At 67.6% G+C, this 15,705-nt stretch carries 16 protein-coding genes; 6 read left to right on the top strand and 10 right to left on the bottom strand.

What is annotated here, in order from left to right; all coding sequences use genetic code 11:
- Position 1: 1 nt before the first annotated feature.
- Positions 2–1,744, bottom strand: a complete 1,743-nt coding sequence (locus RSE14_RS09845; RefSeq protein WP_324073226.1) for an acyl-CoA dehydrogenase family protein — start codon at positions 1,742–1,744, stop codon at positions 2–4.
- Between the two features lie 74 nt (positions 1,745–1,818).
- Here RSE14_RS09845 and RSE14_RS09840 point away from each other — a divergent pair, with 74 nt between their 5' ends.
- Positions 1,819–2,736 carry an L-threonylcarbamoyladenylate synthase gene (locus tag RSE14_RS09840; protein WP_324073225.1) on the top strand — a complete coding sequence of 306 codons (918 nt, stop codon included), beginning with the start codon at positions 1,819–1,821 and terminating at the stop codon, positions 2,734–2,736.
- A 120-nt stretch (positions 2,737–2,856) separates the two neighbouring features.
- Here RSE14_RS09840 and RSE14_RS09835 read toward each other — a convergent pair whose 3' ends face one another.
- The 6 genes from RSE14_RS09835 to RSE14_RS09810 form a co-directional block, all read right to left on the bottom strand.
- Positions 2,857–3,192 (bottom strand): hypothetical protein, encoded by a 336-nt coding sequence (locus tag RSE14_RS09835; protein ID WP_324073224.1) that lies wholly within the window; start codon positions 3,190–3,192, stop codon positions 2,857–2,859.
- A 40-nt stretch (positions 3,193–3,232) separates the two neighbouring features.
- Positions 3,233–4,030 carry a GIN domain-containing protein gene (locus RSE14_RS09830; RefSeq protein ID WP_324073223.1) on the bottom strand — a complete coding sequence of 266 codons (798 nt, stop codon included), beginning with the start codon at positions 4,028–4,030 and terminating at the stop codon, positions 3,233–3,235.
- A 124-nt stretch (positions 4,031–4,154) separates the two neighbouring features.
- Positions 4,155–4,688: a CarD family transcriptional regulator gene (locus RSE14_RS09825; RefSeq protein WP_324073222.1), complete on the bottom strand. Its 534-nt coding sequence runs from the start codon at positions 4,686–4,688 to the stop codon at positions 4,155–4,157.
- Between the two features lie 275 nt (positions 4,689–4,963).
- Complete coding sequence (fdxA, locus tag RSE14_RS09820) at positions 4,964–5,302, bottom strand: ferredoxin FdxA (RefSeq protein ID WP_324073219.1); 339 nt, start codon at positions 5,300–5,302, stop codon at positions 4,964–4,966.
- Positions 5,299–5,670, bottom strand: coding sequence for a S4 domain-containing protein (locus tag RSE14_RS09815; protein ID WP_324073215.1), 372 nt, complete (start codon positions 5,668–5,670; stop codon positions 5,299–5,301). Before RSE14_RS09815 ends, fdxA begins: the two co-directional genes overlap by 4 nt.
- Positions 5,667–8,306 carry a helicase-related protein gene (locus RSE14_RS09810; protein ID WP_324076885.1) on the bottom strand — a complete coding sequence of 880 codons (2,640 nt, stop codon included), beginning with the start codon at positions 8,304–8,306 and terminating at the stop codon, positions 5,667–5,669. Before RSE14_RS09810 ends, RSE14_RS09815 begins: the two co-directional genes overlap by 4 nt.
- Before the next feature lie 275 nt (positions 8,307–8,581).
- Here RSE14_RS09810 and RSE14_RS09805 point away from each other — a divergent pair, with 275 nt between their 5' ends.
- From RSE14_RS09805 to RSE14_RS09785, 5 genes are read left to right on the top strand one after another with little or no spacing between them, the layout of a single operon-like run.
- On the top strand, positions 8,582–10,363 hold the full coding sequence (locus tag RSE14_RS09805) for a M23 family metallopeptidase (RefSeq protein ID WP_324073213.1): 1,782 nt from the start codon (positions 8,582–8,584) through the stop codon (positions 10,361–10,363).
- Positions 10,364–10,422: 59 nt separating this feature from the next.
- Positions 10,423–11,418, top strand: coding sequence for a porphobilinogen synthase (gene hemB, locus RSE14_RS09800; protein WP_324073212.1), 996 nt, complete (start codon positions 10,423–10,425; stop codon positions 11,416–11,418).
- Positions 11,411–11,959 (top strand): GNAT family N-acetyltransferase, encoded by a 549-nt coding sequence (locus tag RSE14_RS09795; RefSeq protein ID WP_324073209.1) that lies wholly within the window; start codon positions 11,411–11,413, stop codon positions 11,957–11,959. Before hemB ends, RSE14_RS09795 begins: the two co-directional genes overlap by 8 nt.
- On the top strand, positions 11,956–12,525 hold the full coding sequence (locus tag RSE14_RS09790; RefSeq protein ID WP_324073207.1) for a gamma carbonic anhydrase family protein: 570 nt from the start codon (positions 11,956–11,958) through the stop codon (positions 12,523–12,525). Before RSE14_RS09795 ends, RSE14_RS09790 begins: the two co-directional genes overlap by 4 nt.
- Positions 12,525–12,806, top strand: a complete 282-nt coding sequence (locus tag RSE14_RS09785; protein ID WP_324073205.1) for a DUF167 domain-containing protein — start codon at positions 12,525–12,527, stop codon at positions 12,804–12,806. Before RSE14_RS09790 ends, RSE14_RS09785 begins: the two co-directional genes overlap by 1 nt.
- On the opposite strand, the gene RSE14_RS09780 is transcribed toward RSE14_RS09785, so the two are convergent.
- From RSE14_RS09780 to RSE14_RS09770, 3 genes are read right to left on the bottom strand one after another with little or no spacing between them, the layout of a single operon-like run.
- Positions 12,803–13,435 (bottom strand): YoaK family protein, encoded by a 633-nt coding sequence (locus RSE14_RS09780; protein ID WP_324073203.1) that lies wholly within the window; start codon positions 13,433–13,435, stop codon positions 12,803–12,805. The genes RSE14_RS09785 and RSE14_RS09780 overlap by 4 nt on opposite strands.
- Positions 13,436–13,446: 11 nt before the next feature.
- Positions 13,447–13,962: a DUF1993 family protein gene (locus RSE14_RS09775; RefSeq protein WP_324073201.1), complete on the bottom strand. Its 516-nt coding sequence runs from the start codon at positions 13,960–13,962 to the stop codon at positions 13,447–13,449.
- A gap of 39 nt (positions 13,963–14,001) precedes the next feature.
- Entirely contained in the window at positions 14,002–15,615 is a 1,614-nt protein-coding gene (locus RSE14_RS09770) for a cisplatin damage response ATP-dependent DNA ligase (protein ID WP_324073199.1), read from the bottom strand.
- Positions 15,616–15,705 lie beyond the last annotated feature (90 nt).

Below are 15,705 nucleotides of genomic sequence, written 5' to 3'. Positions count from 1 at the left end.
CTCAGCCGACCAGCGCTTCGGCGGGCAGGGCGTAGAGCAGATCGGCCCCGGCCGTGGCGGAGGCTTCGAGCCCGGCCGCTTCGGGGACGATGCGATCAAAGAAGAAGCGCGCGGTCACCGGCTTGATCGATGCGAGTTCGGGTGCTGCCCCCGCTGCCACGGCTTCGACCTGCTTCATCAGCTGCCAACCCGCCACCGCGACGGCGGCCATGGTGCAGAATGGAACGCTTCCGGCCAGCCGATCATCAAGGCTGGCCTCGTCCTGCATCCACAGCGCCACGCGGGCGCAGTCGCGGGCCAAGGCGCACAGGGCCGGCTCCTCGCTGGTTTCGCGCGCGATGGTGTCGAACAGGCCCAGGATCGCCTCCCCGCCATCGAGCCCGAGCTTGCGGGTCACGAGATCGGCGGCCTGAATGCCGTTGGTGCCTTCATAGATCGGGGCGATGCGCGAATCGCGCCAGTGCTGGGCGGCGCCGGTTTCCTCGACAAAGCCCATGCCGCCGTGGATCTGGATGCCGAGGCCCGAAACCTCGACGCCGACATCCGTGCCCCACGCCTTGATCAGCGGGACGACGATCTCGGCGCGCGCCTTCGCGGCTTCGTCACCCAGATTGCCGCGATCGACCTGCCCGGCGCAGTAATAGAGCAGCGCGCGCACGCCTTCGGTCAGGGCCTTCATGCGCAGGATCATGCGGCGAACGTCGGGATGTTCGATAATCGCCACCGGGTTCTTGTCGGGCGAACCGGCGCGGGCGGACTGCACCCGGTCCCGCGCATAGGCGAGCGCCTGCTGGGTCGCCCGCTCGGCAATCTGCGCGCCCTGATTGCCGACATTGATGCGCGCATTGTTCATCATCGTGAACATCGCCGCGAGCCCCTTGTTGGGCTGGCCGACCAGCTCGCCGATGCATTCGCCATTATCGCCGTAGCTCATCACGCAGGTGGGCGAGGCGTTGATGCCGAGCTTGTGTTCAAGGCTGACGCAGCGAAGATCGTTCTTCGGACCGAGGCTGCCGTCGGCGTTCACGTGATACTTGGGCACCACGAACAGCGAAATGCCGCGCGAGCCCTCCGGCGCACCCGGCAGGCGGGCCAGCACCAGATGGATGATGTTCCTGGCGAGGTCATGCTCGCCCCAGGTGATGTAGATCTTCTGTCCGGTGATTGTGTACTTGCCCGCGTGGGGGCCGGTCTCGATCGGCTCGGCGGTGCTGCGCAGCGCGCCGACATCGCTCCCCGCGGCAGGCTCGGTCAGGTTCATCGTGCCCGACCATTCGCCGCTCACCAGCTTGGGCAGATACATCGCCTGCTGGGCGGGCGAGCCGTGGTGCTCCAGCGCCTCGATCGCGCCGACGCTGAGCATGGGGAGCAAGGTGAAGGCCATGTTGGCGGCGCCGAGGTTCTCCAGCACATTGCAGGCGAGCGTGAAGGGCAGGCCTTGCCCGCCATGCGCGGCCGGCGATGCAATCGCGTTCCAGCCCTGCTCGACATAGGCGTGATAGGCGGCCTCGAACCCTTCGGGCAGGCGCACGACGCCGTTTTCGAGCTTCGCGCCCTCCAGATCGCCCTTGCGATTGAGCGGTGCGAATTCTCCGGCGGCGAACTGGCCGACACCGGCGACAATCGCTTCGACCAGATCGGATTCGGCATGGGCGAAACGTTCAGTCTGCGCGAGCTCGTCGATCCCGGCATTGACGCGGATGGCGAGCAACTGGTCGGCGGTCGGCGGGGTAAAGGGGGTCACTTCGGGGGCGTCCTTCGGATTTGGAAAGGCCCCGCGCACTTGGCAGGGCGGGCAAACGAATATAGCGCCGCAGCATGAGCGGCAAGAACGTTACGGAAGTGCGGCTGGCAGATGCCGACGGGATCGCAAAAGCGGCGCAGATCCTCGAATCAGGCGGGCTGGTCGCCGTGCCGACCGAGACGGTCTACGGCCTCGCCGCCCGCGCCGATTGCCCTGAAGCGGTCGCAAGGATCTACGCCGCCAAGGGCCGTCCGGACTTCAATCCGCTAATCGTCCATGTGGCGGGGGCGGAACAGGCGCAGCGCTTTGCCGACTTCTCCGATACGGCGCTGGCGCTGGCCGAGGCCCATTGGCCCGGGCCGCTGACGCTGGTTCTGCCGCGCCGGGCCGATGCCGGGCTGGCGGCCGCGGTCACAGCTGGTCTGCCGACGGTGGCGCTGCGCGCTCCGGCCCATCCGGCGATGCGGGCGTTGCTTGAGCTGCTCGATTTCCCGCTCGCCGCGCCGTCTGCCAACCGCAGCGGCTTCATCAGCCCGACCTGCGCCGATCACGTCCTCGCCTCGCTGGATGGGCGGATCGCAATGGTGCTCGATGGCGGGCCGACCACGGCGGGGGTGGAATCGACCATCGTCGCGGTGCGCGCCGACGGGAGCGTGGAGGAATTGCGCCCTGGGCCGCTGCAACTGGGCGTGAAGGGCGCGGGAAGCGGCATCGAAGCTCCGGGTCAGCTCGCCAGCCACTATGCGCCCGGAAAGCCTGTTCGCCTGAACGCGACCGAGGCCGCGCCGGATGAGTTCCTGATCGGTTTCGGCGCGGTGGCAGGTGACTGCACGCTGTCGGCGGGTGGTGACGTCAATGAGGCAGCATCGCGGCTCTATGCCTGCCTGCACGAGGCGGCGCGCGCTCCGCAATCGCGCATTGCCATCGCTCCGGTGTCGGAACAGGGCGTTGGTCGTGCGATCAATGATCGGCTGCGGCGCGCAGCGGCGTGATGAGCGTCTAACCGCCCGCCCCGCCTCCCCGCCCGGCCACCATAACATAGTGGCACTATTGGTGGCCGGGCGGGGAGGCGGGGCGGGCGGTCAGCATCGCGCAACAGCGCGATCACAAAATCAATCGTCCCGCTCCTCCGGCCCGGCCTCCAGCAGCGCCTTCTGTTCGGCCTTGAGGCTTTGCGCGCGGTCGCAGGCCTCGTCGTCGCCGTCGCCGCAGCGCTCCATGGCTCGCGCATAGTCGCGCTCGATCTCGCCGATGCGTTCCTCGCGCTTGCGGATGGCGCGGCCGCGCTTTTCGTCCGCTTCGGACTGGCTGGTGGTGGCCGCATCCACCCCGGCGCTGACGGCGCGCACCGGCAAGGTCACCACATCCACCGCCGCACGGGCAATGCAGCCCTGCAAGGTGACGGCGACAAGGGCGAGCGCAGCAAGGCGCAGGGTGTGCATGGTCATGGGCGCATTATCTCGCCCGCGCCTTGCCGGAATGCAAATCCTATTCGGCGGGTTTTGCCGGAGCCGCCGGTGCCGCAGGCGCCGCAGGGATCGCCGCGCTCGCCCCGCTGCCGGTCGGCGTGCAGGTGAGCGTGCCCGAGCCCATCGCGTTGACGGTGCACTTGGCAGTCCCCGAGACCTTCACATCGCCTGCCCCGCCGATATTGGCCTCGACCGTGCCGTCCGACGCGAAGGTCACATCGCCGCGCCCGCCGATGGTGATATCGGCCTGATCCGCCTTGAGGCCCGGCATGATGATGTCGCCGCTACCGCCGATCAGGATGTCGAGCTCCTCAGTGGTGCCGGCCCCCTTCACTGTGCCGCTGCCGCCGATGTTGATCGCCAGGGTGGTGCCGGAGAACTTGGCGAATTCCACCGTGCCGCTGCCGCCGATATTGATCTGCGCCTCGCTGGCGAGCGACGGGGTGGTGACCGTGCCGCTGCCGCCGATGATCACTTCCTTGGGCGCGGGCATGGTGATGCGGATGGTGGCCTTGTTGTCACCGTTCCACCCGTCCTCGCGGGTGATGCCGATCAGCTCCGCATCGCGCACGAAGCGCAAGGACGCGGTGTCGCTGCCCTCGACCTTGATCGCGAAGGTCTCGCCCTCGGTGACGATGACATTGTCGCCCGAAGCCAGGAACACCTTTTCCGGCGGAGCACCGGCGATTTCGATTTCCGAGAGGGGCACGCCCTTCTGGCCGTTGATTTCGACATCCGCGCCGTCACACCCCGCCAGCGCGATGGCGGATGCGGCGGCGAACAGGGCGATGATTTTCTTGGGCAACAGTGCGGACATGCGGGTCTCTCCCCTTGCTGGGTATAGCGTATTGCTCGCCTAATACACCTAGCGATTATCCAGCGCAAACAAAAAGGGCCGCCCCATGGGGCAGCCCTTGATGTCGTGTCCGGACGAAGGCGTCTTACGCTTCTTCGGCGGTATCGTAATATTGCGGCGCGTGTTCACGCAACACGTCGAGGATCTTGCCGAGTGCGGTCGGCTCGTCGGTCTCTTCCATGGCCGCGAGTTCGCGGGCGAGACGGCTGGAGGCCGCTTCGAAGATCTGGCGTTCCGAATAGGACTGCTCGGGCTGGTCTTCCGGACGGAACAGATCGCGGGTCACTTCGGCGATCGACACGAGGTCGCCCGAGTTGATCTTCGCTTCGTATTCCTGCGCGCGGCGCGACCACATGGTGCGCTTCACCTTGGGCTTGCCCTTGAGGGTTTCCATCGCCTGCTTGAGCGTCTTGTCCGACGACAGCTTGCGCATCCCGATCGATTCGACCTTGTTGACCGGCACGCGGAGCGTCATGCGCTCCTTTTCAAAGCGCAGCACATAGAGTTCGAGCTGCATCCCGGCGATTTCCTCGCTCTGGAGCTCGATCACGCGGCCCACGCCGTGCTTCGGGTAAACAACATAATCGCCGACGGTGAATGCGTTTGCGGTGCTTGCCATGCAAGTTCCTTTCTGTGGGCCATCCAGCAAGGGGAGAGGGACAATCTTCCCGGCGGCGCGACCCTGCCTCGGGGGTGAGGCAAAAGCACCGGGTTCGATCATCCTGAGGGGGGTTGCTGGTGGGCGGCCTTCCTGGTTTCAACGCCTGCGCCGCGCCCCGGCAAGAGCCCGGGCCGACACGGTCGCGGATTATATAGCACACCCGCAACAAAATTGCGAGTCGGCGATTGCACGCATCCGCCAATCTTCGCAGATTGGCAGACAGCCTAGCAATATCAGTCGCCTTCGCCCGGCGCTTCGCTGAAAAACTTCTCGAATTTGTCCTTCTCGCCCTTGTGCGCATCGGCATCTTCGGGCGGGGACTTCTGGCTGGTGATGTTGGGCCACACCGCCGAATACTTGGTGTTGAGTTCGAGCCACTTCTCCAGCCCGTCCTCGGTATCGGGCAGAATCGCCTCGGCCGGGCATTCCGGCTCGCACACGCCGCAATCGATGCATTCGCTGGGGTTGATCACCAGCATGTTCTCGCCTTCGTAGAAGCAATCGACCGGGCACACTTCCACACAGTCGGTGTACTTGCACTTGATGCAGTCTTCGGTGACGACGTAAGTCATTGCGGCTCTTTCAGATGATCAACTTCGGAATCAGCGGCTGGCACACCAACCGCAAGAGGCGATGCTGCTATGGTCATTTGCCCTTTAGGGTCAAGCCCGTCAGCGTCAACCTCGCGATAATGGGAACAGGCCAGCGCCGGAGATTCGCGCCGGTCGGGCAGGGAGGTGATGGTGATGACCCGCACCCCGCCGCCGATCGCCAGTGTCAGCACATCGCCGACGCGTACGGGTTCGGCACCGCGCAGCACGTGGGCGCGGTTGCGGCGCACCGCGTGGGCGTCGATCATCGCGGCAGCGGCGGAGCGCGTGCGGGCGAAGCGCAGGTAGACGAGCAGCCGGTCGATCCTGATCGACGCTGCTGCGCTCATCCCTTGAGCAGGTCCGCGAGCTTGTCGAAGGCTCCGCCGGCGCGGGCCGGGCCGGTATCCACCTTGGGCGCAGGGCGCTGATCGCGGCGCTGGCTCACGCCGGGCTTGCCCTGCTGCGGACGGCGGTCCTGGCGCTTGTCGGGCTGCTTGCCCTCGGGCCGAGGCTTGCGCTCACCCTCGGGCCGCGACTTCGAGCGCTCGCCATGCCGACGCTCGCCGCGCCGGTCCTGAGTCTCGCCCGGACGGCGCGGACGCCAGTACCAGCGATCAGGCGCGGGCGCGCCGTGGGCCCCTTCGGGCAGCGCGCGCGCGCGTTCACAGCGGAAGCCCGCGCTGCCGAGCAGGCGGCGGGCATTCTCCGGCTCCAGTCCGATCGACACGGCGAGCGACAGGTCGAGCCGGAACGGCAGGTTGCGCTCCTTGGGGTGGGCGGTGGTCACCACGGCGCGGGCATCGAAGGCGGCGCGCAGTATCTTCTCGGCCAGATCGACGCGGATCGCCTGGCTTCCGGCATAGCGGTATCCGGCGGGAAGGCGGCCCTTGGCCCAGCTCCCTTCGGCCAGCACCGGCAGCATCGATTCCTGCACCGCGCGCTTGTCCAGCCCCAGCGCATGGAGCAGGCGGCGCGGGGCGGGCTTCAGCAGCGGTGCATCGAAAATGTCGAGCGCGCCGAAGGTGACGCCAAGCTTGCGCAGATAGGGGCGCATTTCCTTGGGCAGGTTCTCAAGCCCTGCATCCTCGCGGCTGATCACCCCGCGCGCTTCGATGAGCGTGATCACCAGCGCCCGCGCTTGCGAGCCGGCCTCGGGATCGCGCGCGGCATCAGCCAGTTTGCGCAAGGGGGCGAGCGGTTCGAGCTCCTTGTCGAGCCACGCGGCAAGGCCTGCTTCGAGCTTGGCCTTGGCGGCATCGGGAAGCAGCGCGACATCGCGCGTCAACACGAGGCGCGGCGTGCCGAAATGGCCTGCGCCCGGCTGGCCGGGGAAGGTGATCTCGGCGAGCGCGCGGTCCTGCCAACGGATCGCACCGCCGGAAATGGCCAGCTCGCCAAGGCCCTGCGTCAGCAGCCACTCGGCACGTTCCGCCAGCAGCGCAGGCAGCGCCTTCTCGCCCGCGGCGAGCAGCATCCGCCGGTCGGCCACGCCCGCGTTCGGGTCGACATGGAAACGGAAGCCTTCGAGCCGTCCGATGCTCTCGCCCTCCACGGTGAGGTGGCCATCGGGTTCGAGCGTGACGGGCAGAGCGCCCGCGTCCTGCCCCAGCGATTTCATCAAGAGTGTCGTCCTCCGGTTGACGAAGCGCTCGGTCAGCCGCGCGTGCAGCGCATCCGAAAGCTTCGCCTCGACCGCGCGTGCGCGTGCGGCCATTTCGTCGCGTGCCAGCACCCAATCGGGCCGCTGGCAGATGTAAGCCCAGCTGCGAATCGCGGCGATCCGCCCTTGCAGCGTGTCGATGTCGCCCTGCATCCGGTCAAGCTCGGCGATGCGCGCGGCGACGAAATCGGCGCCGAGATAGCCGCCTGAGAGGTCATCCCACAAGCGCGCAACGAAGCGCGCGTGCTGTTCGATGCCGAGGCTGCGGAAATCGGGGAGCGAGCAGGCCTCCCAGAACCGCCGCACCGCGCCTGCCCCGCGCACCGAAGCCGCCAGCGGTTCGCCCGCCAGACGGCGCAGCACGGCGAGGTCGATCGCTTCGGGCGCGGCTTTCAGCACCGGCTTGTCGGGCCGCGCCTCGAGATCGGCGATCAGCGCGGGCAGGCTGTCGAACTGGGGATCTGCATCGCGCCAGAACAGGTGGGTGAGCGGCGCGAAGCGGTGTTCCTCGATCGCGTAGACTTCCTCGTCGGTCAAGGCGAGCGGCTCTCCGTCACCCTTGCCCGTCCCAGCCAGCGTTCCGAAGGTGCCGTCGCGCTGGTGCCGCCCGGCGCGTCCCGCGATCTGCGCCATTTCCGAAGGCGTGAGGCGACGCTTGCGCCGCCCGTCGAACTTGCTGAGCGAGGCGAAGGCGACATGATCGAGATCGAGGTTCAGCCCCATGCCGATGGCGTCGGTGGCGACGATGTAATCGACCTCGCCCGCCTGGAACATCGCGACCTGTTTGTTGCGCGTCTCGGGCGAAAGCGCGCCCATCACCACCGCTGCCCCGCCGCGGAAACGCCGCAAGGCTTCGGCCATGGCGTAGACCTGCTCAATCGAGAAGGCGACCACCGCGCTGCGTTTGGGCAGGCGCGAGAGTTTGCACACGCCCGCATGGCTCAGGGTTGAAAAGCGCGGGCGGCTGGTGATCTCCGCCTTGGGGATCAGCGCCTTCACCATCGGTTCCAATGTGGCACTGCCGAGGATCATCGTCTCCTCGCGCCCGCGTGCGTGGAGCAGACGATCGGTGAAGATGTGCCCGCGTTCCGGGTCCGCGCCCAATTGCGCCTCGTCGAGCGCGACGAAGGCGTGTTCGCCGCGCGTCCTCGGCATGGCTTCGGCGGTGCAGAGGAAATAGCGCGCCTGCGGCGGCTCGATCCGCTCCTCGCCAGTGATCAGCGCGACCTGATTGTCGCCCTTGATTGCGCGCACCCGGTCATAGACCTCGCGTGCCAGCAGCCGCAGCGGAAAGCCCATCATCCCGGAGGAGTGGCCGCACATCCGCTCGATCGCGAGGTGCGTCTTGCCGGTGTTGGTCGGCCCCAGCACGGCGCGCACGCGGGCGTCTTCGGCCGGGCGGGGAGGGTTGGGCAATGTCACGACCGCGCGGTTCTTGCAGGCTTGGTGCAGCGGGGCAAGGTGGACGGGGCAGCCACCTAGGGACAACGCCTTATCGCACCCGGGACACATTTGATCGCTGGTTAACGCCGGATTTACTTTGATCGGGCAGAGAAATGGGACAAGGCACAGCCGGGCGCGTCCGCACGGGATGCGCGGTGCCCGGGGCAGGACTGTTGGATCACGCGCGCAATCTCGAGGATCTGCCCGAGGGCGAGGACGGCTCCGGCGAGGGTGCTGGCCCGCGCGGCGCCGTGCCCCCGATGCTGCCTGCCCCCCTGCCGGCTGGCCCCGTGATCGATCCCGAAACCGCGCGCGAATTGCTGCCCTATCTGCGCAATTCCCGCAAGCTCGCCCCGCCGAGCGCGGCCCAGAAGGCCAAGACCCGCCTGCGCGCGCAGCTGGGCGGACTGGGCGAGGGCTACGAGGCGTGGCGCGAGGCGGCCTCGGCGTGGTTCGACAAGCTCGATCTCGCGCCTGATCTGGCCGAGAATGTCGGCAGCCGCCGCTGGTTTCGCGGGCTCGGCACGATGGTCGGCCTCGGTGCGCTCGCGCTCGCTTTCTGGCCCGATCTCACCCCGCTCGAAGCGCGCCCCTCCATGCCGCAGGACGAGGAGGTGCACAGCGAGCTGCGCAGCCAGATGATCCTGCCGCTGGCGCTGGGCGCGGATTCGGGTCGCCGCATGGGGCCGACCGCGCAGGTCGTGCCGCTGAAGAGCGCGCCGGAGCGGCCGCAGATCCAGCTGGTCGTGACGCTCGCGCCGGGCGACAGCTTTGCCTCGATGCTGCGCCGTGCGGGCGTTTCCTCGGGCGATGTGGACCGCGCCGCCGCTCTGGTGGGCGGAGCCGTGCCGCTGGGCGAGATTACCCCCGGCACGCAAATGGATGTGCTGCTCGGCCGCCGCCCTGCCCCCGGCGAGCCGCGCCCGCTCGATAGCCTCGCCTTCCGGGCGCGCTTCGATCTCGAGCTGGAGCTGACCCGTCCGGGCGTGGGCGAGACCCTGCCGGATGGCACGCCGGTGATGCCCAATGGCCCGCTGGCGCTGAAGCGCAATGTCATCCGCGTCGATGCCACCCCGCTGCGGGTGCGCGGCTCGATCGGCAGCAGCCTTTACCGCTCGATGCGCCAGGCAGGCGTTCCGGCGAGCGCGGTGCAGGAATATCTCAAGACGCTCGACGCGCAGATGGACATGGACCGCGAGCTGCGCCCGAGCGACGAATTCGACGTGATCGTCGAGTATCGCCGTGCCGCGACCGGCGAACGGCAGGCGGGCAAGCTGCTCTATGCCGGGGTCGATCGCGGCGGCAAGCCGCGCACCCAGCTGATGCGCTGGGGCAGCGACGGGCGCTTCTACGAGGCCTCGGGCGTTGGCGAACAGCGCCGCGGACTGCTGGCGCCGGTGCCGGGGCCGATCACTTCGGGCTTCGGGATGCGCCGTCACCCGATCCTCGGCTACACCCGGATGCACGCCGGGATCGATTTCAAGGCGCGCTGGGGCACGCCGATCGTCGCGGCTTCGGACGGGCGGGTGACCTCGGCCGGTCGTTCGGGCGGCTGCGGCATCGCGGTGCGGCTGGAGCATGGCGGCGGGCTGTCGACGCGCTATTGCCACATGAGCGCGATGGCAGTGCGTGCCGGGATGCAGGTGCGCCGCGGCCAGGTGATCGGCTATGTCGGCTCCTCCGGCCTCTCGACCGGCCCGCACCTCCATTACGAGATGTATCGCGGCGGGCGCGTGATCAATCCCTCCAGCGTCGCCTTCGTCACCCGCGCCGAGCTGTCCGGCACCGAACTGATCGATTTCCGCCGCCAGCTGATGCTGCTGAAGGAGATCGAGGCGGGCAAGGCGCTCGAGGAGCTCGCCCCGCAGGCGGGCGAGGCGCAGGAACCCGATCGCGAGATCGAAAAGGTCGACGTGGCCCGCAAGGGCAAGCTCTAGGCCGCGCACTGTAACGAGAGCTTGTCGTCCAGCCGATTATCGGCGTAAGTCTTGCGCCCATGACTGGAAGCTATCCCAACACCCGCCTGCGTCGCACCCGTGCCCATGGGTGGAGCCGCGCGCTGCACCGCGAAACCGTGCTGACCCCCGGCGATCTGATCTGGCCGCTGTTCGTGACGTCCGGAAAGGGCGTCGAGGAGCCGATCGCGACCCTGCCGGGCGTATCCCGCTGGTCGGTCGACGGGATTGTCGCGCGCGCCAAAGAGGCGGTCGATCTCGGCATCCCCGTGGTCGCGCTGTTCCCCAACACCCCGCGCGAACTGCGCTCCGATGACGGGGCCGAGGCGCATAATCCCGACAACCTGATGTGCCAGGCGATCCGCGCGATCAAGGACGCCTGCGGCGATGCCATCGGCGTGCTGACCGACGTCGCGCTCGATCCCTATACCAGCCACGGGCAGGACGGGCTGGTCAATGATGCAGGCTATGTCATCAATGACGAGACGGTTGCCGTGCTGGTCGATCAGGCGGTCAATCAGGCCAATGCGGGTGCGGATATCATCGCCCCGTCGGACATGATGGACGGCCGCATCCACGCGATCCGCATGGCGCTGGAGATGAACGGGCATCCCAATGTCCAGATCATGAGCTACGCCGCCAAATATGCCAGCGCCTTCTATGGCCCGTTCCGCGATGCGGTGGGCAGCGGCGGGCTGCTGAAGGGCGACAAGAAGGCCTACCAGATGGACCCCGCCAATGCCGACGAGGCGATGCGCGAAGTTGCGCTCGATATCGCGGAGGGCGCGGATTCGGTGATGGTGAAGCCGGGCCTTGCCTATCTCGACATCATCTACCGCGTGAAGCAGCGCTTCGACGTGCCGGTCTTCGCCTATCAGGTCTCCGGCGAATACGCGATGATCGAAGCCGCGCAGGCCGCCGGGATCGGAGACCGCGATGCGCTGGTGCTGGAAAAGCTCATCGCCTTCAAGCGCGCGGGATGCAGCGGGGTGCTCACCTATCACGCAGCGCACGTCGCCCGCCTGCTGAATGGGTGACGCGGTTCTCGTAACCGAGCGGCTTGAACTGCGGCAGATCGCACCCGGCGATATCGACCTGCAGCTGCGCCATCTCAACACGCCCGCGGTGATGCGGCACCTCGGCGGGGTGAAGACCCGCGAGGCGATCGCCGAAAAGCACGCCCGCACGCAGGCGCTGTGGGAATCCGACGGGTTCGGCTTCATGATGATGTGGGAGCGCGAGACCGGCGAGTTCGTCGGCCATTGCGGGATGAAGCGGGTCGACCATCCGCTCGCGCCCAATCCCGGCGATGCCGAGATCGGCTGGCTGGTGCGCGAGGACCGCTGGCGGCGGGGCTATGCCCATGAAGCGATGCGCGCGGTGGTGGACAGGGGCTTTTCCGCCCACGCCGCGCCGCGAATTGTCGCCCTGACCTGCGAGGCCAACGTTGGTAGCTGGCGGCTGATGGAGAAGCTTGGCATGCTGCGACGCGCGGACCTCGACTTTACCGATCCGGCCGATCCGGAACCGTTCATCCAATACGCCATCACCCGAGAGCAATGGGAGAACCAGCCATGACCACGCGCCCCGGTGTCAACATCATCCCGATCCACGGCAAGACGCCAAGGATCCACGAAAGCGCCTTCATCGCACCCGGCTGCACCATCATCGGTGATGTCGAGATCGGGGCGGGTTCGTCGATCTGGTACAATTGCGTGCTGCGTGCCGACGTCTTCTCGATCCGCATCGGGGAGCGCACCAATGTCCAGGACGGGAGCGTGCTCCACTGCGATCCGCCGCGTCCGGGCGATCCCGATGGCTGTCCGCTGGTGATTGGCGACGATGTGCTGATCGGCCACATGGCGATGGTGCACGGCTGCACGATCCATGATCGCGGTTTCGTGGGTCTCGGCGCCATCGTGATGAACAAGGCGGTGATCGGCTCGGACGCGATGCTCGGCGCGGGCGCGATGCTGACCGAGCGCAAGGTGATGGGTGAGCGCGAGCTGTGGGCGGGGCGTCCGGCGGTGAAGATGCGCGATCTGCCCGAACCTGCGATTGCCGGCATGCGCATCGGCGTGGCGCATTATGCCGAGAACGCCAGGCACCATGCCGAGGCTGTGGCGGCGGCGCTCGGGCAATAATGGCGCGTCCCCCGGCGCTTTTGCCGGATGCAGATGCGCTGCGGGCGCGGATTGATGCGCGGGGCCGTCTCGCCGTCAGGGTCACCCCCGGCGCGCGCGAGGAGAGCGTGACCCTCACCCCCGAGGCCGTGCTGGTGAAGGTGCGCGCCCCAGCCGACAAGGGTGCGGCCAATCAGGCGGTGCTGGAGGTGATGGCGCGGGCGCTCGGGCTGGCGCCCTCGCGGGTGGTGCTGGAGCGTGGCGGAACCGCGCGTCAGAAGGTGCTGGCAGTAACGCTCTAGCGCTCGACCCTGAAGGCGAACCCCCACAAGACCAGCGCAGAACAGACGGCGAGGCCTGCCGCGAGCAGCGGCGCGGCCACACACAAGGCCCCGCCCGCCGCCGCGCCGGTCGCCAGCGCGCTCCACAACAGGCCATAACCGCGCGTTGACGTCAGCGGCTCGCCTGCCAGTCTGGCGGCAATGCCCTGCCCGAAGCGCACCAGCGCGCCGGTCATGTAGGTCACGCCGACAGTCACCTCCCCGTCGCGCACGAAGACATTATTGGCGCAGCCCATCGCCATCGCCGACAGCGCGAGGAACGGCAGCGGCAGGCCCGCCGCCAGCAATCCCGCGCCTGCGCCCAGCATGATGGCGACCAGTCCGAGCAGCACCCGCTTGTGCCGCCCGCGAACCCGCTTGCCGACCATGGCACCGCCAATCACGCCTGCCAGAAAGCACCCGATCAGCCCCAGCGGCGCCAGCGCCAGCGCGGGACGCTCCACCAGCTCCACCCCCATGCGGGTGGTGTTGCCCGACATAAAGGAGGTGAAATAGCCCCCCGCCACCACGAACCCGGTCGCATCCACCAGCCCCGCCAGCCCGGCAAGGCCGAGTGCGAGGCGTTGGCGGGCGGGATCGTAGCGGTGCATGGGGGGTGACCTCAGGCTCCTGCGGGCTGCTTCAGATATTTCATCATGTAGGGCACGTAGTCGGCCTTGCCGATCGGCACGCCCTCGGCGCGCAGGATCGCGTAGACGCTCATCAGGTGGAAATAGAACTGCGCGGTCGCCCAGTCGCGGCAATATTCGTGTGCCTGCATCGTGAAGGCCATGCCATTGGGCAGATCGAATTCCACGGTATCGCCCGCGGAGGGCCAGGTGGCGGGATCGGTCGCAATCACCAGATCGCGCGCCGCGGCTATCCGCGCGCGGGCATCGGGGAAGCTGGTGATCTCGCTCTCGTCGAGAGTGAGGCCGAGATTGCCCAACCGGTCGAGCGCGATCAGCACCTGCGCGATGGTGAAGCGGATCTGGGTGTGGAGCGGGAACATGTCCTCGGCCAGCCGCGCCTGCAGCAGCGCGGCGCCCTTTTCATGCGCGCTCGCCTTGACGACGAGGTTGTCGAGCGTGCCGAGCATATTGGCATAGGTGGCCAGCGCAGCGGTGGCATAGGACATGGAACTCTCCCTTTGGTGTGAGGGTGAGTTACGCCGCGCTCAGTCCTTTATCAACGCCCTCAACCCCTCGATCCGGTCCGCCTCATGCGCGGGCTTGTCCCAGCGGATGCGGTGGATGCGGGGGAAGCGCATGGCGAGGCCGCTCTTGTGGCGCTTGCTGGTGTGGACCGAATCGAATGCCACCTCGAACACCAGCGCCCGCGTCACCTCGCGCACGGGGCCGAACTTGGCGATGGTGTTCTGCCGGATGAAGCGGTCGAGCTGCTTCAGCTCGGCATCGGTGAAGCCCGAATAGGCCTTGCCCACGGGGAGCAGCTCGGCTCCGGCATCAGGGTCGCCCGCCCAGCAGCCGAAGGTGTAATCGGAATAGAAGCTGCTGCGCTTGCCGCTGCCGCGCTGGGCATACATCAGCACGCAGTCGATCAGCAGCGGATCGCGCTTCCATTTGAACCACTGTCCGGCGCGGCGTCCGGCGACATAGGCGCTCTCCCGGTGCTTGAGCATCAGGCCTTCGATCGCCTCGTCGCGCGCGGTGTCGCGGATGCGGGCGAGGTGGGCGAAATCCTCCGCCTCGACCAGCGCGGACAGATCGAAATGGCTCTCCGGCAGCCGCGCCATCAGCCCCTCCAAAGTTGCGCGGCGCAACTTCCACGGGTGCTCGCGCCAATCCGTGCCGTCGGCGAGCATGACGTCATAGAGGCGCACGAAGGCGGGGTAGTCGCGCAGCATCCTGGTCGAGACGCTCTTGCGCCCCAACCGCTGCTGGAGCGCGTTGAAACTCGCCGCACCCCCCGCTTCGCCGCCTTGTGCGCGTCCCAGTTGGGTATTGGCCCGCACCAGCAATTCCCCGTCGAGCACCGCGTCGAAGGGCAGCACATCGAGCAATTCGGGGAACGTCGCGGAGATATCGTCGCCCGAGCGCGAATAGACCCGCGTTTCCCCGCCTGCTTTGACCAGCTGCACGCGGATCCCGTCCCACTTCCACTCGGCGGCATAGTCGGCGAGATCGACTTCAGCGTCCTCCAGCGGGTGGGCGAGCATGAAGGGCCGGAAGCGCGGCACATTGGCGAGATCGGGCGGGGGCGCGCCGCTTGCCGCCCAATCGAAAAGTTCGGTGTAGGGGGCGCTGAGGGCGTGCCAATATTCCTCCACCTCCTCGACTGCGACATCGAAGGCCTGTGCGAAACCCGTCTTGGCCAGGCGTGCCGAGACGCCCATGCGCATCCCGCCGGTGGCGAGCTTGATCAGGGCAAAGCGCCCGCGCGCATCGAGCCGGTCGAACAGCGCGGGGAGTTCCTTGGGGGCGGTGGTGCGGGTGAGGCCGGAAAGCCGCTCCACCACTTCGGCGAGCGAAAGATCGCCTTGCGGTGCGGCCCCATCGGGCGCGGGCCAGAGCAGGCTCGCGGTTTCGGCCGTATCGCCGACGAAATCCCGGCTGAGCGTCCAAAGCACCGGATCGATCCGTTCCATCATCAGATTGCGGATGGTCGAGGATTTGACGCTCGGAAAATCGAGCCCGCCGGTCAGCCCCGCCAGCGCCCAGCCGCGGTCGGGATCGGGCGCGGTGCGCAGGTATGCCGCGATCAGCGCCAGCTTGCGATTGCGGCTGGTGGTGTAGACCAGCGCGTCGAGCAGGGCGGCGAATGCCTCCATCAGGATTGCGCCTGTGGTTCATTGCGCAGCCATGCAAATCCGCTAGAGCGCGATGCGGACATTCGTCCGCTCCGTGTCGCCATCAAGGAA

The sequence above is a fragment of the Erythrobacter sp. genome (assembly GCF_035194505.1).
In the GTDB taxonomy this organism is placed as follows: Bacteria; Pseudomonadota; Alphaproteobacteria; order Sphingomonadales; family Sphingomonadaceae; genus Erythrobacter.
This window is presented reverse-complemented; position numbering and strand designations above follow the sequence as displayed.

Coding starts and splice junctions, on each gene's coding strand:
- RSE14_RS09840 (WP_324073225.1), top strand. CDS start 1,819: ATGAGCGGCAAGAACGTTACGGAAGTGCGGCTGGCAGATGCCGACGGG.
- RSE14_RS09835 (WP_324073224.1), bottom strand. CDS start 3,192: ATGACCATGCACACCCTGCGCCTTGCTGCGCTCGCCCTTGTCGCCGTC.
- RSE14_RS09830 (WP_324073223.1), bottom strand. CDS start 4,030: ATGTCCGCACTGTTGCCCAAGAAAATCATCGCCCTGTTCGCCGCCGCA.
- RSE14_RS09825 (WP_324073222.1), bottom strand. CDS start 4,688: ATGGCAAGCACCGCAAACGCATTCACCGTCGGCGATTATGTTGTTTAC.
- fdxA (WP_324073219.1), bottom strand. CDS start 5,302: ATGACTTACGTCGTCACCGAAGACTGCATCAAGTGCAAGTACACCGAC.
- RSE14_RS09815 (WP_324073215.1), bottom strand. CDS start 5,670: ATGAGCGCAGCAGCGTCGATCAGGATCGACCGGCTGCTCGTCTACCTG.
- RSE14_RS09810 (WP_324076885.1), bottom strand. CDS start 8,306: ATGTGCGGCCACTCCTCCGGGATGATGGGCTTTCCGCTGCGGCTGCTG.
- hemB (WP_324073212.1), top strand. CDS start 10,423: ATGACTGGAAGCTATCCCAACACCCGCCTGCGTCGCACCCGTGCCCAT.
- RSE14_RS09795 (WP_324073209.1), top strand. CDS start 11,411: ATGGGTGACGCGGTTCTCGTAACCGAGCGGCTTGAACTGCGGCAGATC.
- RSE14_RS09790 (WP_324073207.1), top strand. CDS start 11,956: ATGACCACGCGCCCCGGTGTCAACATCATCCCGATCCACGGCAAGACG.
- RSE14_RS09785 (WP_324073205.1), top strand. CDS start 12,525: ATGGCGCGTCCCCCGGCGCTTTTGCCGGATGCAGATGCGCTGCGGGCG.
- RSE14_RS09780 (WP_324073203.1), bottom strand. CDS start 13,435: ATGCACCGCTACGATCCCGCCCGCCAACGCCTCGCACTCGGCCTTGCC.
- RSE14_RS09775 (WP_324073201.1), bottom strand. CDS start 13,962: ATGTCCTATGCCACCGCTGCGCTGGCCACCTATGCCAATATGCTCGGC.
- RSE14_RS09770 (WP_324073199.1), bottom strand. CDS start 15,615: ATGGAGGCATTCGCCGCCCTGCTCGACGCGCTGGTCTACACCACCAGC.